The organism is Reinekea forsetii, assembly GCF_002795845.1.
GTDB classification, from domain to species: Bacteria; Pseudomonadota; Gammaproteobacteria; order Pseudomonadales; family Natronospirillaceae; genus Reinekea; species Reinekea forsetii.
In genome coordinates this window covers 2,413,085-2,438,413 of record NZ_CP011797.1, presented here as the reverse complement: position 1 = coordinate 2,438,413, position 25,329 = coordinate 2,413,085, and the positions used below count along the sequence as shown (strand labels likewise).

Genomic DNA, 25,329 nt, shown 5'->3' with positions numbered 1-25,329 from the left:
CTAGGATGTTTTTAAACTACAATACGCGCGATTTTAGATCCGTTTGAAGCCATAATGTAGTTTAAATCCAATTAAATTTTGATTTGCCGCACTAAAATCGGCCCTATGGCTTGACTCAGCGGGTTATATTTGTAATTTTACTACCAAATTTAATCTTAACCATTCATGAAAAAAATAGGGATCCTCATAGTATGACAATTAAAGTAGGTATTAACGGTTTTGGTCGTATTGGTCGTTTTGTATTTCGCGCATCGGTTGAGCGTGATGATATTGAAGTTGTCGGCATCAATGACCTGATCGACGTCGACTACATGGCCTACATGTTGAAGTATGACTCCACCCACGGTCGTTTTAACGGCACAGTGGAAGTGAAGGACGGCAATCTGGTCGTTAATGGCAAAACTGTTCGCGTTACGGCAGAGCGCAACCCAGAAGCCTTAGCTTGGGGTGATATCGGCGTAGACGTCGTCGCCGAAGCGACCGGACTGTTCCTGGACGATGCCACGGCGCGCAAGCACATTACCGCTGGCGCTAAAAAAGTCGTTATGACTGGTCCTTCTAAAGACGCGACCCCGATGTTTGTTATGGGTGTAAACCATGAGACTTACGCCGGTCAGGACATCGTTTCTAACGCCTCTTGTACCACTAATTGCTTGGCGCCTATCGCTAAAATCCTGAACGACAAATGGGGTGTGGTCAGTGGTCTGATGACCACCGTTCACGCGACAACCGCAACGCAAAAGACAGTCGATGGCCCATCTGCAAAAGATTGGCGCGGCGGTCGTGGCGCATCACAAAATATCATTCCATCATCCACCGGTGCGGCCAAAGCCGTGGGTGTGGTTATTCCAGAACTGAATGGCAAGCTGACGGGTATGTCATTGCGCGTGCCTACGGCGAACGTTTCAGTGGTCGACCTGACCGTTAACTTGGCCAAGTCTGCCACCTACGCAGAAATCTGTGCTGAAATGAAGCGTGCTGCGGGTGCGGAATACAAGGGTGTGCTCGGTTACACTGAAGATGCTGTGGTATCACAGGACTTCATCGGTGAGACGCGGACCTCTGTGTTCGATGCGGCCGCGGGTATTGCCTTGAACGACAAGTTCGTTAAAGTCGTCTCTTGGTATGACAACGAAATCGGCTACTCAAACAAGGTACTGGATTTGGCAGCGCACATCGCCAAGTAAGGTTCGTTTAAGAGCTTAACAAGACCCTGATAGGGTCTTGATAAGGGTCTGAGAAGTGCGGCGACAGCCGACTCCTCAGGCCTTTTTTTTTACCCATCGATCGTTCATGACGCTGTCGGCTCAGCATAGCCCAATGCCTAATGTATAGGCCGAGTCTAGGGCTAAAACATCTCGTCAAACAGCCACAGGGTCACCGACTCACCCGCGGCGACCGATCCGCGTTCCTGCTCCAAGGCTATATAGCAGTTGGCATCGGCCAGGCTGGTGAGGATATGGGAACCTTGCGCCCGACCGGTCGGTGCTACCTCGACACCCTCAGCGCTCGACTGCCAATGACCGCGCTGGAAATCCATGCGGCCCGGTGCTTTCTGGATGGGCTCGGTCGTTATGGCCTGAAGTTGGCTCATGGGTTGGTAACCCAGGTGCTGATGTTGGCGGATCGCCTGGCTGCCGAGCAAATGAAAGGTGACCAAGGCCGACACCGGATTTCCGGGCAGGCCGATAAAATAACTATTGGGCAGGCGACCGAAGGCAAAGGGTTTGCCGGGTTTGATCGCTAGTCGCCAGAAGTCGATATGGCCCAGCTCCTCCAGTATATCCCGAGTGTAGTCGGCTTCGCCGACACTGACCCCGCCCGAGGTGAGGATGAAATCACATTCCCGATCGGCGCGCTGAAAAGCCAAACGAAACAGCTCGGGGTCATCCTGGACAATGCCATAGTCGATGATGTCGACCCCCAGCTTGGCCAGCATCCGGGTTAGAGCGGGTGCATTGGAGTTGTAGATATCGCCATAGTCGAGCGCTTGCCCGGGTGATTTCAGTTCATCACCGGTAGAAATCAACGCCACGGTGGTTTTGCCATAAACCGTGACGCTAGCGCAGCCGACACTGGCCAAGAGCGCCAGATGGACGGCATTTAGCCGAGTTTTGGCCGCGACAACCCGGCTGCCCTGCGCTATATCATCGCCCGCCCTGCGTACATGACTGCCCAAGGGCGCAAGTTCGCTAAAGCCGACAGCCGCGCCGTCGAGTAGGCTGTCTTCCTGTGCGATCACCGTGTCCGCTCCGCGCGGGATGGCCGCGCCGGTCATTATGCGCACGACCTGATTGGGATGAAGCCATTGGTCGAAGGCGGCACCGGCCAGCGCCCTGCCTTGAACGGTATAGGTTTTACCCAGGGCCATATCGGCTGCCCGCACGGCGTAGCCGTCCATGGCCGAGTTATCGAAGCCAGGAACCGGTGCCGGGGCGAAAACATCCTCGGCCAGTACTCGGTTTGCGGCCGCAGCCAACGCCACGGTCTCGGTGCGTGCCTGGCCGGATACAGCGGCCAAGAGTTTGGCGATGCCCTCGTTGAGCGGCATCAAGCCCGGTCGGTCGCAAGTGGCCATAGTGAGCTCCTAAAATTCCTTGTTATGGTGCAGGGCAAAAATAGCCGCCTCGACGCGCGAGCGCAGATGAAGCTTGGCCAGCACCCGCTTTACATGCACCTTGACGGTGCCCTCGGCAATAAGCAATTGTTGGCCGATCGCCTTATTGCTGCAACCCGATGCGACCAGGCGCAACACCTCGCGTTCCCGTTCTGTCAGTTCATTCAGCGCCGGGTGCATGTTCTCCGGTAAACGCTGGGTTAGCGCGTGGTGCACCACCTGCGCGATTTCCGGACTGATCACCTGCTCACCTTTGACACACTGTTTGATCGACGCGAGCAGTTCCAAGGGATCAATATCCTTGAGCAGATAGCCATCGGCCCCATTGTGGATCGCTCGGTGGATATCGGACTGGTCGTCCGAAACGGTGAAGATGATGATGCGCGCATAGACACCAGCATTGCGCAGTAAATTGAGCGTATGGAGCCCATCTTGACCAGGCATATTCAGATCGAGCAAGATCAAATCGGGCTCGTGTTGGAGTATAACCTTGAGCGCATCGCGGGCATCACCTATCTCGGCGATAAGCTGCAGATCAGGCTCTAACTCGAGTAGCTGGGCGATCCCCTTGCGCAACATGGGGTGGTCGTCGACGATAATGACATCAGTCACAAGGGCGGTTCTCCGTGTTCAATCGGGTAGGGCTCAATAAGCAATGACCCTTGGTTGTCGGGTTGTGCATTGAAGCATAATAGTACGCTGGCGCCACCCGCCTGCAGAGTCTGGTATTCGATGCGGCCACCGATACGTAAGGCCCGTTCGGTCATAATTTGTAGCCCAAACTGACCCATTTCGGCCAGCGTGTCGCCAAAGCCGACGCCATCATCGGTAATGGAGATCTCCAGAAAAGTCAGCCTATTCTGTAACGATACCACTGCATTATTGGCCTGAGCATGTTTTAAGGTATTGCTCATTGCTTCGCGAACAATATGCAGGCAATGAATTTCCTGGCTAGGGGAAAGGTCTTCCGGCCAATTATCATCTATATGAAGGTGCACGCTCGTACGGTGGCCAAGGCGGTTGACCTCAGCAACAGCCGCGGTGATCGAGGGTACCAGCCCCAGCTCACCGGATGTACTGCGAAAGGTCACTAACAGTTCCCTGAGTTTACGATAGGTGGTACTGAGCCCATCGCGCAGCTCAATAGCGATAGCATCCAAACTCGTCATTTCGGCACCGCGCTCGCGTAACGCTAGCCAACGAGCAACCTGTATCTTGAGGTAACTCAGGGACTGGGCAAGCGAATCGTGTAATTCTCGGGCCATGGATGAGCGTTCATTGAGTAGCGCGATTCTGTTTTCGCTCTTTTGGGCACCGATACGATTGAGGGCGATATCAAACAGAGCCGTAACCGTATCCAGCGTCTGGTATTGCCAGGACGCAAGCGGACTTAAGGTTATACAGACCAGCTGTGAGTCATCGGTTGCACACGTGAAAACTACCCTGTTGGCGCCCTTGTTCACCTTGAGGGTGGTCCAGTAGATCGACTTCTCGCCAAAAAGACTTTGCAAGTCGGCCGCGGCCTTGTTCTTAAAAACCTCAATGGACGGGTGCTCAGTATTCAGGGTCTGACTCAGATTGAAGAGTAATTCTAACGCCCTATTATTTCGCTTTACGGCCTCGGTCTGCTGGTGAATTCTGTACTCCAGGGTTAGCTGAGTGGCGGTCGCTTTCTGCGCCATCCTGTTAAAGGCTTGGGACAGTTCAGCGAATTCGCCATCACCGCGAAAATTGAGATCATCCCAATCGTCGCCTTGACCGAGTTTTTCCACTGCAGTCACAAGATGCCGGAAGGGTGAAATAACCTGTTTGAACAATAATAGCGTGAAGCCGATGCCGGATAATAGGGCGATCGTATAGATCATAATTTGTAGTCGGCGTAACAGACTAAGCTTGCTTACGCTCCTCAGTACTATCAGCTTAACCAGCTGATCGAGTTCACCGACAAAGTCGTCTACTGCCCGAAGATATGCAGGCGGGTCGTTCAAAGCGAACCCTTTCATGGTCTGAAAATCGCGTTGCACAAGGGCAAACTGTGCCTGCAGCGCAAGTTGAGCGGTCGCTATCCGGCGGGCCAATGTCGGCGCATTCAGATTAGACGCAAATTCGTTAATCAACTTCTCCCGTTCGGATAGTGGGGTCTCTTTTTCGATGGCATAGGCCAGCCGGTACGACTGCATGCGCATCGACCCTGCGTGATTGATGGCCGCAGCGTCACCGGACAGGCCGGTGGTGAGGCGGATATCCAACAAAAACGAGATACTTACCAGGACGATCACTAAAGAAAGACTCAGACTTAACGACCTGGCGATGGGGTAACGGGCTAATCTGACCATTTCAACAGTTTACGCCAAATTAAGCCGTTATTACTAGAAATGTCCTTTGCTTGATATAGAACAACAGCTATACCTCCAGCAAGGTACGCCTATGTGCCGAAACTGATTTACCCTAATGCTGTAAGCAAGACCCGTCCAGACCCAGACCCAGACCCAGACCCAGACCCAGACCCAGACCCAGACCCAGCAACACAATGGAGCGCGATCGATGGCTCAACAACCGACCGAAAAAAAGCATGAGCGCCGAGCCTTCCTATTTATAACGGTGTTTTTGTTTCCCTTTATGACCATTGTTCTGGTGGGCGGTTACGGGTTGGCCATCTGGATGTCGCAGCTGTTACTCGGTCCGAGCACCTATTGAGGGTGGCGCCGTCAGCTTACTTGCCCACCAATGCCGCGCGCCGCGGCCTGTTTAAACGCCTGCTGCACCCCGGCCGGACAGCATCGCTCGTGCCCTGCCGTCCGCCCGGCGCCCGGGCGGAGGCCGACTTTATCGACCTGTGCAGCCGCTGCGAAGCCTGCCTTAGGGCCTGCCCGAGCCAGATCATCGTGCGCGGCGACGGTGGTTTTCCGGAGCTAAATTTCTCCGCCGCCGGGTGCACCGGATGTGGCGACTGTATCAGTGCCTGCCAGCCACAGGCCTTGCAGCCCGGAGCACCGGCCTGGCCGATGGGGCAGGTCAGCGTGAGTGGTGACTGTCTGGCCAATCAGGGCGTGACCTGTCAGGCCTGTAAGGATGCCTGTGATCTCCAGGCTATCGAGTTTCCGATCACGCTGACCACACCGCAACCGGTGTTTAACCCCGACGTCTGTGTGGCCTGTGGCGAATGCGTGTCGGTCTGCCCGGTCAACAGCTTGTTCATTAATCCGCTGGAGACCTCTGCAGCGGGCTCGAACCGATAGGATGCAACCCCGATGAGAAACGCAGTAGCCCTGAATACCGGCAAGGATGAAGAACACATAGTCAGCGTAATCCTGCACGGCCGGCCAGAGCATCGTCTGGCGATTGAGCTGGCCATGGACACCCTGGCGGGTGTTGAACGCGTGGTACAGGACGAACTGGGCAAGTATGTACTGGTCATCGGTGCGCCGACCGCCCGTCAGGTGATGCAGCAAATCGAGGCGCTGCAGACTATCGAGGGCGTGCTCAGCGCGACCCTGGTGGCACACCATACCGAAGCGTCTGAGTACCTCAATCAGGAAATTGAAATGTCGAGTCTGATACTCGGTAAAGCCGACCCCGACCCAGCCCAGATTATCGCTAGGAGCACCCTATGAAGCTGACCCGCCGTGACGTCATTAAGGCGCAAGCCGCGGCCGTAGCCGCCTCAGTTGCGGGCTTATCGATGCCCGTCCAGGCCACCAACCTGATCACCAGCAGTGCGGAAAATCAAATCCAATGGGATAAGGCACCCTGTCGTTTTTGTGGCACCGGCTGTTCGGTCTCGGTCGGTACCAAGGCCGGCAAGGTGGTCGCCACCCATGGCGATCAACTGTCACCGGTGAACCGGGGTCTTAATTGCATCAAGGGCTATTTTCTCGCCAAAATCATCTATGGCCGCGATCGCTTGACCCAACCGCTGTTACGCAAAACCAATGGCGTGTATGACAAGAACGGTGAATTTACGCCAGTGTCTTGGGATGAGGCGTTCGATGCTATGGCCGAGAAATGGAAAGCCACACTCAAGACCAAGGGTCCTGAGGCCATTGGCATGTTCGGTTCGGGTCAATGGACCGTCTGGGAGGGCTACGCGGCGGTCAAGCTGATGAAAGCCGGTTTCCGCAGCAATAATCTCGATCCCAATGCGCGCCACTGTATGGCCTCGGCCGTGGCCGGCTTTATGCGCACCTTCGGCATCGATGAACCGATGGGCTGCTATGACGACTTCGAACACGCCGATGCCTTTGTCTTATGGGGCTCGAATATGGCCGAAATGCATCCAATTCTGTGGACCCGCATTACCGATCGTCGGCTCTCGCATCCTCATGTCAAGGTGGTGGTGATGTCGACTTACCAACATCGCAGTTTTGATCTGGCCGATATCCCGATGGTGTTCAAATCGCAAACCGATCTGATCATCGCTAATGCCTTGGCCAATTACCTTATTGAGAATGATAGAGTCAATAAGGACTTTGTTGCCAAGCACGTTAACTTCCGCAAGGGCACCGACGATATTGGCTATGGCCTGCGGCCGGAGCACCCATTGGAGCAGCAGGCGAAAAACGCCGCCACGGCGAACGACTCTGAAAGCATCGATTTTAAAGCCTACGCGGCGTTTGTTAAGCCCTATACCCTGGCCTATGCCGCCAAGGAATCGGGCGTCTCGGAACCGGCCTTGCGCGCCTTGGCCGACATCTATGCCGATCCGAAGACCAAGGTGATGTCTCTCTGGACCATGGGCGTTAATCAGCACACTCGAGGAGTGTGGATGAACAATATGATCTACAACCTGCACCTGCTCACCGGCAAAATATCCGCACCGGGCAACAGCCCCTTTTCCCTGACCGGGCAACCCTCGGCCTGCGGCACGGCGCGTGAAGTGGGCACCTTCGCCCATCGTCTGCCCGCAGACCTGGTCGTGACTAACCCAGCCCACCGCCTGCGGGCCGAAAAAATATGGCGCCTGCCGGAAGGCACTGTGCCGTCCAAGGTGGGTGCCCACGCCGCGCTGCAAAACCGCCATCTTAAGGACAGTAAGATCAATTGCTACTGGGTCCAGGTGAACAATAACATGCAGGCGGCCGCCAACATGATGGAGGAAACCTATCCCGGTTACCGTAATCCGGAAAACTTTATCGTGGTCTCCGATGCTTATCCAACCGTGACCTGTGAGGCGGCAGACTTGATTTTGCCGACCGCCATGTGGGTGGAAAAGGAGGGCGCCTATGGCAACGCCGAACGGCGCACCCAATTCTGGCACCAGTTGACCCAAGCACCGGGCGAAGCACGCTCCGATCTATGGCAACTTATGGAGTTCGCCAAGCGCTTCACCATGGAAGACGTTTGGCCGGCCGAGCTGCTGGCGGCGAATCCAGACTACAAGGACCGGTCGATGTTCGATGTGCTGTTTCGCAATGGCACAGTTGACCGTTTTGGCCTGGATGAGGTCGACAAAAAATACGCCAATGATGAGGCCGACGCCTTCGGTTTTTATGTGCAGAAGGGCCTGTTTGAAGAATACGCCGAGTTCGGGCGCGGTCACGGTCACGACCTGGCCCCCTTCGATCGCTACCACGAAGAACGCGGCCTGCGTTGGCCGGTGGTGGCGGGCAAGGAAACCCAATGGCGTTTTCGCGAAGGCTATGACCCCTATGTTGAGCCGGGTCGAGGCGTGCAGTTTTATGGTAAGTCAGACGGCCGGGCGATTATCTTTGCGCTGCCCTATGAGCCACCAGCAGAAAGCCCCGATGCCGAATACGATCTCTGGTTATCGACCGGCCGCGTGCTCGAGCATTGGCACTCCGGTTCGATGACCCAGCGTGTGCCGGAGTTGTATAACGCCCTGCCCGATGCACTCTGCTATATGCACCCAGACGACGCTCGCAGTCGCGGCCTGCGGCGCGGTGATGAAATTCGCGTGGCGTCTCGGCGGGGCGAAATCCGCACCCGAGTGGAAACGCGTGGCCGCAATAAACCGCCCGTAGGCTTGATCTTCGTGCCCTGGTTCGATGCCAGTCAGCTGATTAATAAGTGCACCTTGGATGCCATGGATCCGATTTCCAAACAGACTGACTATAAAAAATGTGCTGTCAAAGTGGCTAAGGTATAGGAGATCCCAATGAAAAAACGATTCGCCCTCTGTAGTCTGCTGGTCCTATTGAGTCTTGCCCAGGCTGATAATCAGGTCGCCACCCTGCGCGGCTCAGCGGAGCTACTCGACACTGCGCAGCCGCCGGCCATGGCCGACGAAATAAATAACGACCAGCGTCGGGTGCGGGATTATCCGATGGCGGCACCGACCATACCGCATAAGATCGCCGGTTATCAGATCGATTTAAAGGTGAATAAATGCCTGTCCTGTCATAACCGTTTGCGCGTCGCCGACTCGCAGGCACCGATGATATCGGTGACTCACTTTATGAATCGAGATGGTAATTTTCTCGCCGATGTATCGCCCAATCGCTATTTTTGTACCCAATGCCATGCCTCACAACAGTCGGTCAAGCTGCTTATTGAAAACGACTTTATCAGCATGGATGAACTGTTTCTCAAAGCCGGCGCCAGCCATTAAGGAGAAGTATATGTGGAGCCGCTTTATGTCTCTATTAATTTCCAGCTGGCGGGTTTTGGCACGGCCAGCCAGCCATTATTCCTTGGGCTTTTTAACCCTGGGCGGTTTTGTCGCCGGGATTATCTTCTGGGGTGGTTTTAATACCGCACTCGAAGCGGCCAATACCGAAGCATTCTGCATCAGCTGTCATGAGATGCGCACCAATGTCTATGTTGAATTACAAGAAACCATCCACTTCTCAAACCGTTCCGGCGTCCGCGCGACTTGTTCCGATTGCCATGTGCCGCACGAATGGACCTACAAGATCGCGCGTAAGATCCAGGCCTCTAAAGAAGTCTGGGGTAAGGTCTTTGGTACTATTAACACGCGGGAGAAGTTTGAGGCCAAGCGCCGTGAGTTGGCCGAGCATGAATGGGCGCGCTTTAAAGCCAACGACTCATTGGAATGCCGCAACTGTCACGAGTTCGCTGCGATGGACTTTACCCGCCAAAGCGAACGTGCCTCGAACCAACACAGCACAGCCTTGGCCAGCGGCGATAAGACCTGTATCGACTGCCACAAGGGCATTGCCCATCACCTGCCCGATATGAGCGGCGTCCCCGGTTGGGAGTAGTCGGCCAATCGGGCGATACATGAGCCCATGGTCAATCCGGACTCTGTCCGGCTGATGAGCCTCCCGAGCCCTCATGCGGCATCCAGTGCCCTCAATTGGAGCCTTGCCTGGGATCCTTAGAGGGGGCCAATTCGACTAGACTTTCATCTGCAGTACTATAGTGTTGTCCGGCGCCAAGGCTGCATTGGGCGGGGAATAGGGTGATTTTTGGGCTCAGTAATGTGAGGCAATAAAGTGGAGCGACACGGCATGGCAAAGGTTTGTATTTTAATTGGCGGGTCACGCGGCCTGGGTAAATCCCTGTTAGCGCTTTATCAGCAGCAGGGTTTTACCGTGCTGGAATTGTCTCGTTCCGGCAGCGGAGACGAACACCTTGAGCTCGATATGTCACGCCGTGAAGCGGCTATCGATACCGTCGATCGGATGCTGGCCGACCTGGCGCGCGAGCGCTGGGATGAGGTTCAGCTGATCATTAATGCCGCGACGATCGGCCCCATTGGTCCCCTAGCCTTAAGTGAGCCCAAACAGTGGTGGCAACATCTGGATGTCAATTTCACCGTGCCGATCTCGATCCTTGGCCGTTACCAATATCATTTTGGGGCCTACCCGGCTCGAAAAGTGGCTGCCTTTGTTTCTTCTGGGGCGGCGCACAGCGCCATCGACGGTTGGGGCCTGTACTGCGCCAGTAAGGCCGGGGTGAATCATTTCTTACGGGTTATGGCCGCGGAGCAGAGTTTGCAGCCTCTGCCGATCGAGTGCGCAATATTGGACCCGGGTGTTATGGCGACGCAGATGCAAGCCACCTTGCGCGAAGCCAGTGTGGCGCAATTCAGTCAGGTACAGAGTTTTATCCAATTGCACCAGAATGGCCAGTTAGCGGCGCCTGAAACCGTGGCGCAGAATATCTATCGGCGTTTGGCTGAACCGGTGAGCCATACCGAGGTACTCGATGTGTCTGGCTACTAGGCCGATTGGCGCGAACCATTGAACCACGCCACTTACTCGGCCAATGCCTCAACATAATGCCAGCGCTGCTTAACCTTTTTGAACAAGGAGGTTTCATGCAAACAGCGTTGCATCCCCGCCTCGAGATAGTAGGCCTTAAACTCAACAATCGATTTTTTCAGTCCGGGTTTGACGGTCAAAATTTCTAATTTGAGCCACTCACCTCGGTCCAGTTCGGCCTGGTCTAGGTCCGGGCGAGTATCGGGGTGCCAACTCTTTAACAGATAGGCCCGATTGGCGCGGACAAAGGCACTGTATCGGCTGCGCATCAGCAGTTCGGCGCTCTGAGGGGGTGCGCCCAGGTCAATAAAGCGACCGCAACAACTGAGATAGCTCGCCTCCAGGCCGCAGGGACAGGCCTCAGTGTTGGACATGGCGACTCCGCTGGGTCTGCAACAGCAGGGCGATCGCATTAGCCAAGGCTGGGGTCAGGCGCGGGTGGCCGAGTAGGGTACGCATCAACTGCGCCAGACCCGGTTGCATCACCAGGTGGGTGACCAGGCGGTGAAAACCGTCGGCATCGGCCAGCTGGGCCAGTTGATCCATGATTAACAACGCTCGGTCAGTGTCCTGTAGCAGGGTGCTGTAGCGACTCAGCACGATCAAGAGAAACTCCAGACTCACGTCCGGAGCGGACAACCGACGGTCGATCAGCGCCTGACAAAGCTGGGCGTCGGTCGACTGAGAGCAGGCCCTGAGACAGGCATTTTCGATGGCGATCTGATTTGGGTCCAATTGGGCCTTGGCTATCAGCGCCGACACCAGGGATGTGCTCAGGTTGCGATGCTCCAATTGTCCGGTCAAGGCGATAAAGGGTGCCTCAGCCAATGGCGTTAGCCGACCGGCCAGCTGGCCCAGGTCTGCCTCGCTCGCTCGGACGACAAAGTCAGCGATGCCCTGCAAGCCAATCGACTGCCAGTCGATTGAGCCCTTGTTTGAGAGCAAAAATTCCTCCGCCGTGGGCAGATATTGACTGGCGGGCAGACCCAATAGGGCGGTGGCCGTCGCGTGCAGGGCGGCCATCTTGTCGGTATCGGGTTTAAAGTGAAACAGATGGTCCGTGAGCAGGCGTTGTCGTTCTTGCGCGTCATCGGTTTGCAACGAGCGATACAGGCGGTTGACCAGTTCGCCATGCGCGGCGGCGGAGACAATGCCCTGCTCATCGAGTGGCAATTTGAGAAACCAGAGGCTATTTTGTTCGCTCACCTGGGGGTGCCAACTAAAGATCACCAGCCAGCCGTAACCCAGATAGGGATAGGGGTAGGGCAGACCCTGGTCCAGACTCGCGAGGCTGTCGTCGGGCAAGGGTCGCAGTTGGGTGCCGAGGTCAAACAAGCGATACTTTGCGTCGCTCAGGGCTAAGAAGCCGGACAGGCTGGGTACGTTCATGGCGCAGGTGTCCTGTCATATTCAAATCGTCATTATAGCGAGCGCTATGCGGGAGTCGACCCTAACCGCTCGAACTCAAGCAAATAGGCAATCTGCGTTAATGCCACCGTCCTTACGAGGACGGCCCCGAGCGCTGCGCTCTGGACTTTGATTGGAAGGGTAAACCGAGCATCGACCAGAGGCGACTAGTCTGTGCCAGGCTCGGATAAGCGCGTAGACCGATTTGGATCGGTGTTGCGTGCGCACTCGCTGTATAGGTCTTAAACAGGCGATCCCAGACGGACAGACTAAAACCGAAATTAGAGTGATGTTCCCGGGCGCGCAGGGAATGATGAATGCGGTGCATGGCCGGGGTCACCCAGAGGCTGCGCACGGTCTTTTCCGCCCGAGCCGAGAGATTGACATTGGCATGGTTAAACATGGCCATGCCATTGAGCAATATTTCGAACAGGATAACCGCCACCACCGGTGCCCCGAGCAGGACAATAACCACGGTCTTGATCAGGATTGAGACTAGGATTTCCAGCGGGTGAAAGCGGACCGCGGTGGTCACATCGAAGCCCGGATCGGCATGGTGGACCCGATGTGAGCGCCAAAACCAGGGTAAGCGATGGGCCAAGCGATGTTGCGCATAGATCGCCAGATCCAATAACACAATGGCCAGCCCTATCAGCACGTATGGATTGTCGATCAGTCGAGGCAGCAGGCCCCAGTTCTCGGCTTGGGCCCAGCTCGCCGCGTTGACGGCCGTCAAGGGACCCAGCAGGGCGGCTGCGCCAATGTTGATCGGGGCCAGCGCCAGATTATTGCGCCAGCGAGCCTGGCCGCGGCCATAGCCGCTCTGCGCCGGACGCCAGCTTTCCCAGCTGAGCATCAAAAAGAGGATTAGCACAAAGGCTGAGAGGCGAAAGAGCATTGCTTGTTCGACCAACATGGGCCTGTACTCCGCTATATATTAGTTTTATATAATATACCCAGTTGCAGCGCTTGAACAGCCCCAACTTTTGAATCGATCGCACGCCGAGCTGTGCTAGAGTGACGTAACAAATGAAATAACCAAACAAGCACTGTCCTGCGGCCAATTAACCCTATATATTGCCGCCCCTCTCATTACTGGCCCGGTCGAGGTTGTATGTTTAATCTTTATATCTCCATTGCGATTAAGTTCCTGTTTCTCTTTGCTCCCTTTTTTGTGGTGTCGATGTTTTTGGTCTTGACCCATGGCGAAAGTCAGGCCGCCAAACGCCATATCGCGATCCGTGCGACCCTGGTCGCTGGCGGTATCGGAACGGTACTGTTCTTCGTCGGCACGCCCCTATTCGAGCTTATTGGCATCACGCTGGACTCCTTCCGGATCGGATCGGGCGCCTTGCTGTTCTTAACCGCGGTCAGTTTGGTGAATCACGGCACCCGATCACATGCCAAGGGTTTGCCGAACGAGGAACGCGATGATGTGTCCGTTGTGCCCTTGGCCATTCCGATCATCGTCGGTCCCGCGACCATCGGTACCATTTTGGTGTTGGGTGCCGAGTTACCATCCATGACGGAAAGCCTGGTCGGTCTACTGGGCATGGTAACGGCCTTGTTCGCAGTGGCTGGCATGTTGTTCATCTCCGGTAGCATCGAAAAACTGCTCGGTCGCACCGGGCTGAATATACTCTCCAAGCTGAGCGGTCTTATTCTCGCGGCCATGGCGGCGGAAATTATCTTTACCGGTATCGACAATTTTTTAAATTAGGTTTTGTACCGCTAGCGCAGAGTCAGGGGGAAAGATGTCCAAATCGATTAGTGTAATATTAGATGAGATACAGGCGCTTATGATGCGCGACGGCCGGTGGCAGAGTATGGCCCCCTCAGCCGAGGCGATGATGAGTACCGACCCATTCTGTATCAACAGCATGGACTTTTTAGAATGGTTACAATGGATTTATCTCGCCCGCTTGCGCGCGCTTATCGATGCCGGCCGGCCCATGCCGATGGGTGCGCAGGTGGCACCCTATGCGGAGGAGGCACTAAAGGCTGAGGGTGCTAAGGTCACCACGCTGATTGCGTTGGTGCGCGATCTGGATCGGGCGCTGGCCTAACCTCAATGCGCTTGTCGGCAGTCTAAGCCAGGCCTAGGGTACTTAGTCGCGCTCAGGCTCGGGCAGCCCCGAGCGACCGGTGATCACAGACGGACCGCTTTCGTCCGTGACCTCGAACAGGGGCGGGAGCGCCTCAACATTCAACCAGCCCTGATCGATCTGTTCCGCCGTTACCGGGTCTGGCTGCACATCTAGATGTCGTTCGTCGGCGCAACTCCCGCCCCAGCAGAGGGTCGTGGGCAAATTAACCTCTTCGGCCCGCTCCCCCCAGGCGAGCATGTCGGCGTTCTCGGGCGTTGGCTCGTGTGGGCTATATCCGCCGTCCGGTGCCCAATCGTGGCTGTCATCCGGCACCATGGTCCAGGTTTGACGGTCGGCCACGTCGAGCCCTGGCGAGTCGGCAATAACGGGCGTATCTGGCACTGCGGTCGGTGCCGAGTCTGACGCCGCCTGCCAAGCACTGATCCGTTTTAGGGGGCCAGCTCTTTCAACCAGCGGTGCCTCGAGATTGGGCGCAGCGCTTCCCGGCCCAAGCCAAATTAGTGTCAGGAGCAGCATGGCGCCGGCACCGAGTAGCGCCAAAAAAGTTAACCTTAATTTCATCTGCTTGCCGGCCCTCCTAGTTTGCCAATCGTCTTGTTTGCTGACTGTCTTACTTGCTGACTAAGTTAAACCGGATTGCGCTGCCCTCGCTCTGGCCAACTACATCGCAATCCAGTTGATTAACCCTTGCGTTCGATTTTTTAACCGCTTGCTAGCACGCTAAAGCCTTAGGCTAATCGACCAGGGTGACGCGACAAGTCGCGTTGTATTGGTTCCAAGACAGTACCGCAAAGTTCCCGTCCAGATCGCCATGGTTGTACCACTGTGAATAGTTGCCATCGGTGAAGTAGCAGGACCAGGCGTTCATCACGTGTTCGGTTTGGTTGTTGTTGCTGGTGCCGGCCCGATCGCCGGCCTCAGCTCGCCAGGCGCGGTTGCGGGTGTTGTAGTAAAATAGTGAGCTGCGCGACGCGGTGCGGCCGGAGCCGTCCCAGTTGTACATGGCAATGCGAACTTCACAGCCGTCTATATCGCCACAAAGCTGAGCGACCCGAGCTTCTGGGATGTTGACCGTGTTACCGCGTTGCCATGACCAGGCGGTATAGGTTGACTGGTCGGAGGCGATGGCTGTGCCGGAAAAAACCAGGGCCAATGCCGTTAGGGTTAGGGGTTTAATTAGAGAAAGGTTCATATGATAACTCCAGTACCAAAATGAATATTTAGATAATGTGATTTTTTTATAATCACAAACTGTTGTACCGGTTGAAAACGCCATCTAACCGGCAGGGCGAATTTTCGCGCCATGTCAGGCCGCTGTAAAGAAGGTTGGCGGATCAAGGTTGATTGTTTAGATAGGGTATTGTTTATCCGCGTGCATGGGTCGCAAACTTTTTTCTAGTACCGGTCGCGGGCTTAGCAGAGCGCGTCTGCCGATGCCGTTTGGGCGCTCGCCTTGTCCTTCACCAGCGTCTTGACCTCGGTCAGGCAGCTGCCGCAATTGGTACCGCAACAGAGGGCCGTTTGCAGTGTGCTCAAACTCGCTTGCGCATGGCTCTGCAAGAAGTCGGTGATTTGGCTGTCCGATACCGAGAAACAGGTACAGACGATCTTGCCACGGATCGGGGCATCGTCCTGCTGTCCGGTCAATAGGGCATTGAGGCTCAGCCCTGGGTTTGGCTGTTCGGCGGCTCGATCGAGAAATAGGCTGTCGGGCCATGGCGTGGCTGCGCGATGGATACTGAGCCAAAACTGCAAGCCGCCAGCGTCCTGGCCAATCCATTGCGCCGATTGTTGACTGCTGTCGGTCAGGCTCATCGTGCAGGGTGTGCCGTCCTGACTGCGCAATGCTATAAAGTCGGCCAGAGATTGCTGCAGGCTAAAAAACCGGTACAGGGTACCTTGGCGCGTGTGGGTCTTAAACCATAGCAGCTCGTTGAGCCAATCCGGTGCGGGTTGACCGTCGCCGATAAAGAGAAAACCGTTGGCCTGGCTGGTTTGTTTGGCCAGCTGTACCCGGGCGTGCTTGCTGGCCGGCTGGCCGGAAATAGGATCGACTCGGCTGGCAATCACATTGGCGACGCCACCGTGGCTGGCGAACTGGCGGTTCCAATGCATGGCCGCGAACAGCTCCGATGGCTGCTGTGCGGCGTCGATCCGGGCCAGGGCGTAAAAGCTGCCCAGATCGGAGCGGACCGCAACCAGGTCTCCATTGACGATGGCATTGTGCTCGGCATCGTTCGGGTGGATATGCAGTTCAAACTGCGGGCTGTGTTGGTTTAACGCCATGGCATAGCCGGTGCGGGCCATGGTATGCCACTGATCGCGCAGGCGACCGGTGTTTAAAATATAGTCCCCGCCGTCCGGTTGGTCGACCGAGATCGGACTGATCGGCACCATTTGGGCGCGACCGTCGTGGCTCGGGAATTGGCCATCGCCAAACAGCCGGGGTGTTCGAGTTGTGCCATCAAGGGGCCACTGTTGGGGCAACCAATCTTGGTATTCGGCCAGGCTCAGGTCGGCCACGGCCGACAGGTCAAAGCTCAGCGCGGTGGCGCGATTGAGGCGACTGAGTCGGGCGTGTTCACGAAAGATTTCATGGGCATGGTGCCAAGCAAAGGCGTCGCTGAAACCCAGTTTTTTTGCCACCGTGGCGAGCGCCCACCAGTCGGCCCGGGCTTGGCCTGGGGCTATTAAGAAGGGCCGTTGACGGGAAATGGTGCGCTCGGAGTTGGTCACCGTGCCGTCCTTTTCACCCCAGGCTAGGGCCGGTAGGCGAATATCGGCACAGTCGAGCGTATCGGTCGACTGCACGACTTCGGAGACGATCAACGTCTCGACCTGGGCCAAGGCGGCGCGAATCTTATTGGCGTCGGGCAGGCTGGCCACCGGGTTGGTGGCCATAATCCATAACACCTTGATGTCACCGGCCAGGCAGGCATCGAACAGATCCACGGCTTTGAGGCCGGGCTTTTGGGCCATATGGCTGGCCTGCCAAAAGGCGCCGACCTGGGCAATGCTGTCGGCATCGAAACCGCGGTGGATGGCCAACTGGTTGGCCAGGCCCCCAACCTCCCGACCGCCCATGGCGTTGGGCTGACCGGTGATCGAGAAGGCGCTGGCACCGGGTTGACCGATGCGGCCGGTGGCCAGATGAACATTAATAATGGCGTTGCTTTTATCGACCCCAGACTCCGACTGATTGATGCCCATCGACCATAGGGTAGTGGTTTTAGGGGTTTGGGCGAACAGGGCAAAGAATGCCAACAGATCCGCTTCGGGTAGGCCGCACAATTCCGCCTGGATGCGGCTATCGGTACCCACATCCAATGTCGCCGCGGCCAGGGTTTGTGCATAACCGCTGACGTGCTCGGCGATGTACTCCCTAGCGCAGGCCTGATGCTTATCCAGATAGACCAACAAGGCATTAAACAACTGGCCATCGGCGCCGGGTTTGATCGCCAAGTGCAGGTCCGCTTCCAGGGCGGTGGCGGTCTTGCGGGGATCGATAACCACCATTTTTTTACTCGGCTGCTCGGCGCGGGCGGCTTGCAAACGTTGAAACAAAACCGGATGGGCCCACGCCAAGTTGGATCCGGTCACCACCACCAGGTCGGCGATTTCCACATCCTCATAGCAACTGGGCGGGGCATCCTCACCGAAGGCGCGCACGTGTGCGGCCACCGCCGACGCCATGCAGAGACGCGAGTTGGTGTCGACATTGGCGGTGCCTAAAAAACCCTTGGCCAGCTTATTGGCGGCGTAATAGTCTTCGGTGAGCAGTTGGCCGGAGAGATAAAAGGCCACCGAGTTGGCACCATACTGGGCCTGGGCCTGGCGGATCTTATCGGCGATGGTCTGGCTGGCCAGATCCCAACTGACCGGTTCGCCGTGCACGCTGGGTACCAGCAAGCGATCCTTAAGCGGTAAGACATCCCCCAGATGGGTACCCTTAACGCACAACCGCCCCCTATTGGCCGGGTGCTGTGCATCGCCACTGACGTTGACCCGACGGTCGTTTTCGGTCGGCACCGTGACACCGCAGCCGACGCCACAATAGGCGCAGGTTGTTTTTAGGCCAGTCTGGTTCATAAGATCTCTTTTCGGTTAGAGGGCAATCTGAATAAGGTCGTCTTGAACCTTTACGTCATAGACGTTCAAGGCAACCTGACTGTCTTCAAGACAGGCCCCGCTGAGCAAGCAAAAATGTTGTTTATAGATCGGACTGGCCACGACCAGCTGGCCCTTGAGATCGCCGATAATACCGCGTGCGATAACATTGGCCCGGCTGAACGGACAGTAGTTACTCAAGGCATAGATGGTGTCGTTTTCCGGCAAATAAAATAACGCAACTTGCTGATTTTTAACCAATATGGCAACGCCGGACTGGGCCACCAAGTCGGCCTTCGTGCAGGCCAGTAGCCATTCTTTATTGTCTATCGTGGTCATGGTATTTCTCCTCAGGTGGCAGATGGTTCGTTCAGCTCGTGGCGATCAGTGATATTTTTTCAGCGTCGGTTGCGGGCCGTTTTTGAGCGCGCTCCTCGACAAAGACGATATTGCTGTCATGCGCGTCGCTGTTTACAAAGGTCCGAAAGCGTTTGAGTTTCTCTGGGTCGTTCAGGGTTGAGGTCCATTCACATTCAAAGGTGGCCACGATGCGATGCATCTGCGCTTGCAAATCATCGCCCAAACCCAGTGAGTCGTTGAGGATAACCTCGGTGAGATAGTCCAGTCCGCCGTCGAGGTTTTCCAACCAGCGGGCGGTGCGTTGTAACCGATCGGCGGTGCGAATATAGAACATCAAAAAGCGGTCGATGGTTTGTATCAGTTCGACGTCATTGAGATCGGTCGCGAACAGATCGGCATGGCGTGGCTTCATCCCACCATTGCCGCCGACATAGAGATTCCAGCCGTTTTCGGTGGCAATAATGCCAACATCCTTACTCTGTGCTTCGGCACATTCGCGGGTGCAGCCAGAGACCGCGAACTTCAGCTTATGGGGTGCGCGCAAACCCTTGTAACGATTCTCGATCAGGATCGCCATATTGACGGCATCCTGAACACCAAATCGACACCAGGTGCTACCGACACAACTTTTTACCGTGCGGACCGACTTGCCATAGGCCTGTCCGGTTTCAAAGCCGGCGTCGACCAACTGACGCCAGATCAGCGGCAGTTCATGCAACTGGGCCCCGAACATATCGATCCGTTGGCCGCCGGTGATCTTGGTATAGAGGTTGAATTCCTGCGCCAACTGGCCGATCTTGATCAGGCCTGCGGGGGTGATTTCGCCACCGGCGATACGCGGCACAATCGAGTAGGTGCCGTCCTTTTGCATATTGGCGAGAAAGGTATCGTTGGTATCCTGTAACTTGACATGGGCCGGATCGAGCACCGGCTCGTTGTAGAGACTGGCCAGAATCGACGACACCGTGGGTTTGCAGATTTCACAGCCGAGGCCGGTGCCATGTTGTGCGATCAGAGCATCGAACGAGCGATGGTCGTGGATCTGCACCAGGTGATAGAGCTCCTGGCGAGTGTGCGAAAAATGTTCACAGATTGAGGTGTCAATCGCCACGCCGCGCGCGGCCAAGGTCTTATCGACAACCTCCTTAAGCATGGCAGCGCACCCGCCGCAACCGGTGCTGGCTTGGGTCGCACCCTTGACCTCGGCCGTCGACGCACAACCGCCATCGAGGGCCGCGATGATATCGCCCTTACTGACATTGAGGCACGAGCAGATGGTCGCGCCGTCTGGCAGGGCATCTAACCTTAACGCCGGTGCCGCGTTGCTGGCCAGGTTGGGCAAGATTAGGCTATCGGGTTCGGCGGGCAGGTCAATATCATTGAGATGGTATTGCAGTAGGGTGTCGTACGCGCTGTTATCACCGACTAACATGGCACCGAGTAATTTCTTGCCATCGGCCGTGGTCACGATCTTTTTGTAAACGCCCTTGGCCTCATTGCTGTAACGGAAGGACAGGGCACCCGGCAACTGGCCGTGGGCATCCCCAATGGAGCCAACATCGACCCCGAGTAACTTAAGTTTGGTGCTCATGTCGGCGCCGAGAAAGGCGCTTACCTCAACCTCGGCGATCGACTGTGCAGCGGTTTCGGCCATGCGATAACCGGGTGCCACAAGTCCGTAGATGCGCTCTTGCCAGAGCGCGACCTCACCAATGGCGTAGATGTCGGCATCGGATGTTTGGCAGTGATCGTTGATCACGATGCCGCCGCGCTCACCAACCTGCAAACCACAGGCACCGCCGACTGCATCCTGCGGGCGGATACCGGCAGAAAATACCAGCACATCGGTCAGTAACGGCTCACCGCTGGCAAAGGTGAGCCGCAGGCGATCGTCGTCGGTGACGTCGATCGCCTGGGTACCGGTCTGGGTATGAACCGACACGCCGATTTGTTCAATCTTTGTTTTTAGCAGGGCACCGGCCGGGTCATCTAACTGGACCGGCATCAGACGCGGGGCAAACTCGATGACATGGGTTTTCAGGCCCAAGGATTTCAAGGCGTTGGCCGCCTCCAGGCCGAGCAGACCGCCACCGATCACCACGCCAGTGGAGCGACCCTGCGCGGCCTGCGCAATCGCATCGAGATCGTCCAGGGTACGGTAGACAAAGCTGCGCGCATTTTGGTAGCCGGGTATCGGTGGCACAAAGGGATAGGAGCCGGTGGCCAAGACCAACTTATCGTAGTCTAGGCTCATCCCGTTATCGAGTTGCACTCTCCGCTGGGCCCGATCGATCTCGGTGCAGGTTACACCCAAATAGGTCTTGTAGCCCAGGGCACGGTAATCGTCTTCCTGGCAGTAGGCCAGATCGGCGTGACCCTTACCTTGGAAGTATTCTGACAGATGCACTCGGTCATAGGCCGATTGCTGTTCGGCGCCAATGATATGCAGTTGCCAACCGGCGGCGGCCGCCTGCTTCTGCCACTGCGCGATAAAATGATGACCGACCATGCCATTGCCAATGATGACCAGGTTCTTCTTTTGTGTACTGTGCATTGTTTTATCCTCAGGCAGCGTTCTGCAAGCGACCCAAGATCACATCTCGGGGGTCGCTGATGGGGTGTTTGGTTTGAATTAAATCCTGACAATAATTGGCCAGGCTGAGGTCACCCAACAGCTCTGCACCAATGAGTCGATGGTTGAGAAAATGCAGCGTACGGCCGCGTTGTTGGTACTGATCGACCAGGCTGAGTACCTGTGCTTTGGGGTGATTGATCTGCCCGGTTGAGAAAACATCTAAGCCGGAAATCTTTAATCGGGTATCGGTCTGGGTTAACGCGAACTCGGATGCCCCGCCCATCAGGCGCTGCGCCAATACTTCGGCCTGGGCATAGACTGGGGCCACCAGTCCGAAGGTTTGAGCGGCAAATTCGGTGCACTCACCGAGCGCGAAAATATGGCCAGCAGAGGTTTGCAGAGCCTCATTAACCTGGATGCCTTGCCCTGTGGCCAACCCGGCGCGCTGAGCCAAGTCGATATTGGGACGGATGCCCGCCGCGGCGATCAGGCAATGGACTGGTAGGGCTTCAGCGTTATCAAGGGTGATGCTGGCCAAGCGTGGGTCGCTGTCGATGGCGCGAATTTGGCGCTTCAGACGCAACGTGATGCCGGCCTTAACAAAGCTGTTGGCCAAGAGCGCGGCCAAGGGCGCACTGAGCTGACGGTTCAATAAATGGTTATTGCGGTGGATCAGGGTTACCCGGTGACCGAGTTGACGAAGCCCCCAAGCTGCTTCTAGGCCGAGCAAGCCACCGCCCAATACCGCAACATGGGATTGCTCAGGCAGCGCCCTGAGGAAATAGCCATCCTCCAGGGTACGAAATGCGCGGATGGCCGGTTGCGACCTAAAGTCGCACTCCGGTAGAACAGGCTGAGATCCGGTGGCTATTACGGCGCGAGCGAATGGCATTTCGCTGCCATCACTCAACCGAACCCGATGTAAATCGGCGCTGAAGGAGACCACATCGGTTTGGGCTAGGATGCGAATGTTTAACCGCGCCAGCACTGTTGCATTGACCAGATTGAGGTCAATATCGGCCTCCGGGTTTGCCAACCAAGGCGTTAGTTGAATGCGATTGTAGCCGACATTTTTTTCGCGACTGACCACGCAAATCGGACCCGGGTAGCCCAAATCGGCCAAGCGATTTAGCAGGCGCGCCGTGGCCATGCCGAAACCAATGATCAGCAAGGTATCGTCCGGAGGATTGTTAGCCAGGTCTGAAAACATAAATAACACCCATAAAAAAACGCCCTCGGGAAAACCCAAGAGCGCCAATGCTCAATTCAAAAATAACGTACCTAAGCGCAACATGCCTCCAAACCTAAGGCCACGTTGCGCAGTAAATTACTTAGCGAAGGTCGTGCCAGTTCTGTTCAGGTCGCTCCTCTGGGGGTATCTGGCGCCCAGACGTTGTGTTTTGTTTAAGCTGGTCGGTTTTATGCACTATTAATGGGCGTTATAGGGTGGTATTGGGCCTTAGTGGTGCCCGATGGAGCGAACCCGGAACGCTAATGATCTCAGCCCGCAGCCCGTACTTTGGGCACAACAGGTCATCGCCAGCCGTTGCGGAAGCTACCGGGTTATTAACAACCGAGGTCTGGTCGGCCCCAACGCCCAAGTAAAGTCTCACACCTCAGAAGCGGCAAAGTCTGCTGCAACGTAGGACGATTTTTATAGGGTAGAAGCCAGGCGATGCTCGCATTGTGCCGATCATGGTCTAGGGTATTCAGATTAGTATCGGTGCTGTCTGCGAAATTCATCAGCACCGTTTTTTTAAACGGCGTGTTAGGTCCGCGCCGGTCAGCAATCAAGACAAGAGTTTAGCCCGACCCATGAGGTGTTTTCCTTGACCGATAAAATAGCCTTGGTATTGGTTCCAACCTTTATTCATACAATTGAGCAGCGCATCTGCAGCGGCATTGCCGAAGCATTTTCCGATCAAGCGATAAGGGTCATCTTTGCGCCGCTGCAATATTTGCCGGAATCGGCGGCGCAACTGGATCGCTGTCTTTGGATCCATCATCAGTTTCGAGCGCTGCAGCCGTCGGTGTTGATCGGTTATGGCGGCGGTTTAGGTTATGTGTCGGGCAATGGCAGCTATGAAAAAATACTCGCCCTCTATCAGGGTATCCCAATCGTAAATATCGGCAGCGCGGTACCCGACGTGGCCAATGTCTTGGTCGATAATTTCGACGGCATGTATGAGCTAATGGTCGATATTGTGGCACGCCGCTCTACCGCCCGGTTTTTGTATCTGAGTGGGCCGGTGGGCAATGTCGACAGTCAGATTCGTCAGCACGCCTTGTATCGCGCCTTCGAAGAGTCCGGTCGTTCGAGCACTGACATTGAGGTGCTGGTCGGTAATTTCACCACCTTTGCCGCGCGCACCCTGATTGACGCCTATCTCGCCGCCGGGTCGTGGGCCGATGTCATAGTGTGCGGCAACGATCTGAGCGCCAAGGGTGTGCTCGACAGTCTTAAGGCGCACGGGATCGAATGCCCAGGACAGTGCTGGGTGACCGGTTACGATGATTTCGAATATGCCGCCGCCATGCTCCCGGGATTGACCACCGTGCACTTTCCAGCCAAAGCCTTGGGCAAGCTCGCTGGGGAGCAGGCCTTGGCACTGCTGGTCAAACCTAGTCAGCGGCTGGTAGACCGGGTGGTCAAAGGCGCGCCGGTCTTTCGGGAAACCACCGACAATTCGCCCCCTACGGTCAGTAATCACGATCAAAACCTGTCGGAGCAGTGGGCGCTAATATATCAACGGGATAATAAATCACGCAAACTCGACCTGTTGCGGCTGTTAAAGGCGCAGGTGCCACTGGCAGAGGTGATGGTCAGCGCCAAGGCACCCTTGGCGGAATTGGAAGTTGATCAGCTTTCGCTTTTTTTGCTGACCCATCCGGAAGATGGCAGTCGGTTTTTCAGCGAAATAAATTTGGCTGGGCAGGGCACCAACACACCCTATGCTCAGCCGATGATCCCGCTGTCCTTTTTAGAACCCGTTAGTTCGGGCAACTACTCTTTAATCTGTACGCTGGAATTCGATGACGAGCACTTTGGCTATATGGTGGCCAGCTGTGCTCCGGATGCAGCCGAATTTATTGAGGTTATCGGCGTCCAGCTGTCCGAGGTTTTGCACGCCGATGCGCTGGTGCGTACTAGCGAGCATTATCGTCAACTCAATGAAATGAACGCCCGCATGGCATCGTTGGGCAGTCTGGTCAGTGGCGTAGCGCACGAAATCAATACGCCGATCGGTACCGGCAAGTTAGCCGCCTCATCGTTATTAACGGCGACCCATGCATTGCAGACACAAATTTCAAACAACAGTATGACCCGATCGAACTTTGACGCCTACCTTACCGACGCGATCGAATACGCCGAGATTATTTTTCAAAGTTTAAGCCGGGCTGCCAACCTTATTTCGAACTTTAAGTTGGTGTCGGTTGACCAAACTGGCGAGGCAAAACGAATCTTTGATTTGGGTGACTACCTGACCAGCGTCTTGGTTAGCTTGCGCCATCAGTTGAAGGGCACCCAGGTTGAGCTCATAACCGACTTTGAGTCGGGCATTGTGGTCGACACCTACCCTGGGGCGGTTGCTCAGGTGGTGACCAATCTGTTTATGAATGCCTTAGTCCATGGCTTCGATGACGGTGAGCTGGCCGGTACCATCGAGATGCGTTTGAAGAAGACCCGATCGGGATTTGAATTGAGTACTCAGGATAACGGTAAGGGCGCCAATGCAGCGACTGTAAAGCAGATATTCGATCCCTTTTTCACCACTACGCGTGGCAAGGGCGGCAGCGGCTTGGGTATGCATATAGTCTACAATCTCTTATCACAGAAGTTGTTTTGGACCATTGAGGTGCAATCGGCACAAGGCAATGGTTTTCGTGCGCTACTGAAACCGGCCGCTCGTCATCAGAGCTTTGAGGCCGGTTCGATTGATCTCGTCGAGCCTAAATCCTAGGTGTGAA

The 25,329-nt window shown here is 55.9% G+C and carries 23 protein-coding genes; 11 read left to right on the top strand and 12 right to left on the bottom strand.

Features of this window, described 5'->3' with window-relative positions; all coding sequences use genetic code 11:
* Positions 1–191: 191 nt before the first annotated feature.
* Positions 192–1,187: a type I glyceraldehyde-3-phosphate dehydrogenase gene (gene gap / locus REIFOR_RS11250; RefSeq protein ID WP_100257652.1), complete on the top strand. Its 996-nt coding sequence runs from the start codon at positions 192–194 to the stop codon at positions 1,185–1,187.
* 161 nt (positions 1,188–1,348) lie between these two features.
* On the opposite strand, the gene moeA is transcribed toward gap, so the two are convergent.
* From moeA to REIFOR_RS11235, 3 genes are read right to left on the bottom strand one after another with little or no spacing between them, the layout of a single operon-like run.
* Positions 1,349–2,578: a molybdopterin molybdotransferase MoeA gene (moeA, locus tag REIFOR_RS11245; RefSeq protein ID WP_100257651.1), complete on the bottom strand. Its 1,230-nt coding sequence runs from the start codon at positions 2,576–2,578 to the stop codon at positions 1,349–1,351.
* A gap of 9 nt (positions 2,579–2,587) precedes the next feature.
* The gene (gene narL / locus REIFOR_RS11240; protein ID WP_100257650.1) at positions 2,588–3,229 is read right to left on the bottom strand and encodes a two-component system response regulator NarL; all 642 of its coding nucleotides are present in this window, start codon (positions 3,227–3,229) and stop codon (positions 2,588–2,590) included.
* A complete protein-coding gene (locus REIFOR_RS11235; RefSeq protein ID WP_100257649.1) occupies positions 3,226–4,953 on the bottom strand; it encodes a type IV pili methyl-accepting chemotaxis transducer N-terminal domain-containing protein in 1,728 nt (575 codons plus the stop codon). The genes narL and REIFOR_RS11235 overlap by 4 nt, the downstream gene beginning before the upstream one ends.
* A 208-nt stretch (positions 4,954–5,161) precedes the next feature.
* Here REIFOR_RS11235 and REIFOR_RS11230 point away from each other — a divergent pair, with 208 nt between their 5' ends.
* The 7 genes from REIFOR_RS11230 to REIFOR_RS11200 all read left to right on the top strand — a co-directional run bounded on the left by REIFOR_RS11230 (position 5,162) and on the right by REIFOR_RS11200 (position 10,764).
* A complete protein-coding gene (locus tag REIFOR_RS11230) occupies positions 5,162–5,314 on the top strand; it encodes a periplasmic nitrate reductase, NapE protein (RefSeq protein WP_100257648.1) in 153 nt (50 codons plus the stop codon).
* A gap of 2 nt (positions 5,315–5,316) precedes the next feature.
* A complete protein-coding gene (gene napF, locus REIFOR_RS11225; RefSeq protein ID WP_158524365.1) occupies positions 5,317–5,856 on the top strand; it encodes a ferredoxin-type protein NapF in 540 nt (179 codons plus the stop codon).
* Between the two features lie 12 nt (positions 5,857–5,868).
* Entirely contained in the window at positions 5,869–6,231 is a 363-nt protein-coding gene (locus REIFOR_RS11220; protein ID WP_100257646.1) for a chaperone NapD, read from the top strand.
* A complete protein-coding gene (gene napA / locus REIFOR_RS11215; protein ID WP_100257645.1) occupies positions 6,228–8,723 on the top strand; it encodes a nitrate reductase catalytic subunit NapA in 2,496 nt (831 codons plus the stop codon). The genes REIFOR_RS11220 and napA overlap by 4 nt, the downstream gene beginning before the upstream one ends.
* 9 nt (positions 8,724–8,732) lie before the next feature.
* On the top strand, positions 8,733–9,185 hold the full coding sequence (locus REIFOR_RS11210; RefSeq protein ID WP_100257644.1) for a nitrate reductase cytochrome c-type subunit: 453 nt from the start codon (positions 8,733–8,735) through the stop codon (positions 9,183–9,185).
* Positions 9,186–9,210: 25 nt separating this feature from the next.
* Positions 9,211–9,798 (top strand): cytochrome c3 family protein, encoded by a 588-nt coding sequence (locus tag REIFOR_RS11205; RefSeq protein WP_100258763.1) that lies wholly within the window; start codon positions 9,211–9,213, stop codon positions 9,796–9,798.
* 249 nt (positions 9,799–10,047) lie between these two features.
* Positions 10,048–10,764, top strand: coding sequence for an SDR family NAD(P)-dependent oxidoreductase (locus REIFOR_RS11200; RefSeq protein ID WP_100257643.1), 717 nt, complete (start codon positions 10,048–10,050; stop codon positions 10,762–10,764).
* A gap of 32 nt (positions 10,765–10,796) precedes the next feature.
* On the opposite strand, the gene REIFOR_RS11195 is transcribed toward REIFOR_RS11200, so the two are convergent.
* From REIFOR_RS11195 to REIFOR_RS11185, 3 genes are all read right to left on the bottom strand, one after another.
* On the bottom strand, positions 10,797–11,177 hold the full coding sequence (locus REIFOR_RS11195) for a YchJ family protein (protein WP_100257642.1): 381 nt from the start codon (positions 11,175–11,177) through the stop codon (positions 10,797–10,799).
* Complete coding sequence (locus tag REIFOR_RS11190; protein ID WP_100257641.1) at positions 11,164–12,192, bottom strand: DUF3549 family protein; 1,029 nt, start codon at positions 12,190–12,192, stop codon at positions 11,164–11,166. The genes REIFOR_RS11195 and REIFOR_RS11190 overlap by 14 nt, the downstream gene beginning before the upstream one ends.
* A 112-nt stretch (positions 12,193–12,304) precedes the next feature.
* Complete coding sequence (locus REIFOR_RS11185) at positions 12,305–13,126, bottom strand: sterol desaturase family protein (RefSeq protein WP_227003665.1); 822 nt, start codon at positions 13,124–13,126, stop codon at positions 12,305–12,307.
* A 198-nt stretch (positions 13,127–13,324) separates the two neighbouring features.
* Between REIFOR_RS11185 and REIFOR_RS11180 the strand changes: the two genes are divergently transcribed.
* Both REIFOR_RS11180 and REIFOR_RS11175 read left to right on the top strand, forming a co-directional pair.
* Positions 13,325–13,930 carry a MarC family protein gene (locus tag REIFOR_RS11180; RefSeq protein ID WP_100257640.1) on the top strand — a complete coding sequence of 202 codons (606 nt, stop codon included), beginning with the start codon at positions 13,325–13,327 and terminating at the stop codon, positions 13,928–13,930.
* A gap of 34 nt (positions 13,931–13,964) precedes the next feature.
* The gene (locus REIFOR_RS11175; RefSeq protein WP_100257639.1) at positions 13,965–14,276 is read left to right on the top strand and encodes a YqcC family protein; all 312 of its coding nucleotides are present in this window, start codon (positions 13,965–13,967) and stop codon (positions 14,274–14,276) included.
* Positions 14,277–14,318: 42 nt separating this feature from the next.
* On the opposite strand, the gene REIFOR_RS11170 is transcribed toward REIFOR_RS11175, so the two are convergent.
* The 6 genes from REIFOR_RS11170 to REIFOR_RS11145 form a co-directional block, all read right to left on the bottom strand.
* A complete protein-coding gene (locus REIFOR_RS11170) occupies positions 14,319–14,879 on the bottom strand; it encodes a hypothetical protein (RefSeq protein WP_100257638.1) in 561 nt (186 codons plus the stop codon).
* Between the two features lie 172 nt (positions 14,880–15,051).
* Positions 15,052–15,510: a hypothetical protein gene (locus tag REIFOR_RS11165; RefSeq protein ID WP_100257637.1), complete on the bottom strand. Its 459-nt coding sequence runs from the start codon at positions 15,508–15,510 to the stop codon at positions 15,052–15,054.
* A gap of 221 nt (positions 15,511–15,731) precedes the next feature.
* Positions 15,732–18,407, bottom strand: coding sequence for a nitrate reductase (locus REIFOR_RS11160; RefSeq protein ID WP_100257636.1), 2,676 nt, complete (start codon positions 18,405–18,407; stop codon positions 15,732–15,734).
* A gap of 15 nt (positions 18,408–18,422) precedes the next feature.
* Positions 18,423–18,764, bottom strand: coding sequence for a nitrite reductase small subunit NirD (gene nirD, locus REIFOR_RS11155; RefSeq protein WP_100257635.1), 342 nt, complete (start codon positions 18,762–18,764; stop codon positions 18,423–18,425).
* Between the two features lie 31 nt (positions 18,765–18,795).
* Positions 18,796–21,339 carry a nitrite reductase large subunit NirB gene (gene nirB, locus REIFOR_RS11150; RefSeq protein WP_100257634.1) on the bottom strand — a complete coding sequence of 848 codons (2,544 nt, stop codon included), beginning with the start codon at positions 21,337–21,339 and terminating at the stop codon, positions 18,796–18,798.
* A 10-nt stretch (positions 21,340–21,349) separates the two neighbouring features.
* Positions 21,350–22,570 carry an NAD(P)/FAD-dependent oxidoreductase gene (locus REIFOR_RS11145; protein WP_145980288.1) on the bottom strand — a complete coding sequence of 407 codons (1,221 nt, stop codon included), beginning with the start codon at positions 22,568–22,570 and terminating at the stop codon, positions 21,350–21,352.
* Positions 22,571–23,189: 619 nt separating this feature from the next.
* On the opposite strand from REIFOR_RS11145, the gene REIFOR_RS11140 reads away from it, so the two are divergent.
* A complete protein-coding gene (locus tag REIFOR_RS11140; protein WP_100257632.1) occupies positions 23,190–25,322 on the top strand; it encodes a substrate-binding domain-containing protein in 2,133 nt (710 codons plus the stop codon).
* Positions 25,323–25,329: the final 7 nt, after the last annotated feature.

Coding starts and splice junctions, on each gene's coding strand:
- REIFOR_RS11160 (WP_100257636.1), bottom strand. CDS start 18,407: ATGAACCAGACTGGCCTAAAAACAACCTGCGCCTATTGTGGCGTCGGC.
- nirD (WP_100257635.1), bottom strand. CDS start 18,764: ATGACCACGATAGACAATAAAGAATGGCTACTGGCCTGCACGAAGGCC.
- moeA (WP_100257651.1), bottom strand. CDS start 2,578: ATGGCCACTTGCGACCGACCGGGCTTGATGCCGCTCAACGAGGGCATC.
- REIFOR_RS11210 (WP_100257644.1), top strand. CDS start 8,733: ATGAAAAAACGATTCGCCCTCTGTAGTCTGCTGGTCCTATTGAGTCTT.
- REIFOR_RS11180 (WP_100257640.1), top strand. CDS start 13,325: ATGTTTAATCTTTATATCTCCATTGCGATTAAGTTCCTGTTTCTCTTT.
- REIFOR_RS11190 (WP_100257641.1), bottom strand. CDS start 12,192: ATGAACGTACCCAGCCTGTCCGGCTTCTTAGCCCTGAGCGACGCAAAG.
- REIFOR_RS11205 (WP_100258763.1), top strand. CDS start 9,211: ATGTCTCTATTAATTTCCAGCTGGCGGGTTTTGGCACGGCCAGCCAGC.
- gap (WP_100257652.1), top strand. CDS start 192: ATGACAATTAAAGTAGGTATTAACGGTTTTGGTCGTATTGGTCGTTTT.
- REIFOR_RS11170 (WP_100257638.1), bottom strand. CDS start 14,879: ATGAAATTAAGGTTAACTTTTTTGGCGCTACTCGGTGCCGGCGCCATG.
- REIFOR_RS11195 (WP_100257642.1), bottom strand. CDS start 11,177: ATGTCCAACACTGAGGCCTGTCCCTGCGGCCTGGAGGCGAGCTATCTC.
- REIFOR_RS11220 (WP_100257646.1), top strand. CDS start 5,869: ATGAGAAACGCAGTAGCCCTGAATACCGGCAAGGATGAAGAACACATA.
- REIFOR_RS11175 (WP_100257639.1), top strand. CDS start 13,965: ATGTCCAAATCGATTAGTGTAATATTAGATGAGATACAGGCGCTTATG.
- REIFOR_RS11145 (WP_145980288.1), bottom strand. CDS start 22,570: ATGTTTTCAGACCTGGCTAACAATCCTCCGGACGATACCTTGCTGATC.
- REIFOR_RS11230 (WP_100257648.1), top strand. CDS start 5,162: ATGGCTCAACAACCGACCGAAAAAAAGCATGAGCGCCGAGCCTTCCTA.
- REIFOR_RS11165 (WP_100257637.1), bottom strand. CDS start 15,510: ATGAACCTTTCTCTAATTAAACCCCTAACCCTAACGGCATTGGCCCTG.
- napA (WP_100257645.1), top strand. CDS start 6,228: ATGAAGCTGACCCGCCGTGACGTCATTAAGGCGCAAGCCGCGGCCGTA.
- REIFOR_RS11235 (WP_100257649.1), bottom strand. CDS start 4,953: ATGGTCAGATTAGCCCGTTACCCCATCGCCAGGTCGTTAAGTCTGAGT.
- REIFOR_RS11200 (WP_100257643.1), top strand. CDS start 10,048: ATGGCAAAGGTTTGTATTTTAATTGGCGGGTCACGCGGCCTGGGTAAA.
- nirB (WP_100257634.1), bottom strand. CDS start 21,339: ATGCACAGTACACAAAAGAAGAACCTGGTCATCATTGGCAATGGCATG.
- REIFOR_RS11185 (WP_227003665.1), bottom strand. CDS start 13,126: ATGTTGGTCGAACAAGCAATGCTCTTTCGCCTCTCAGCCTTTGTGCTA.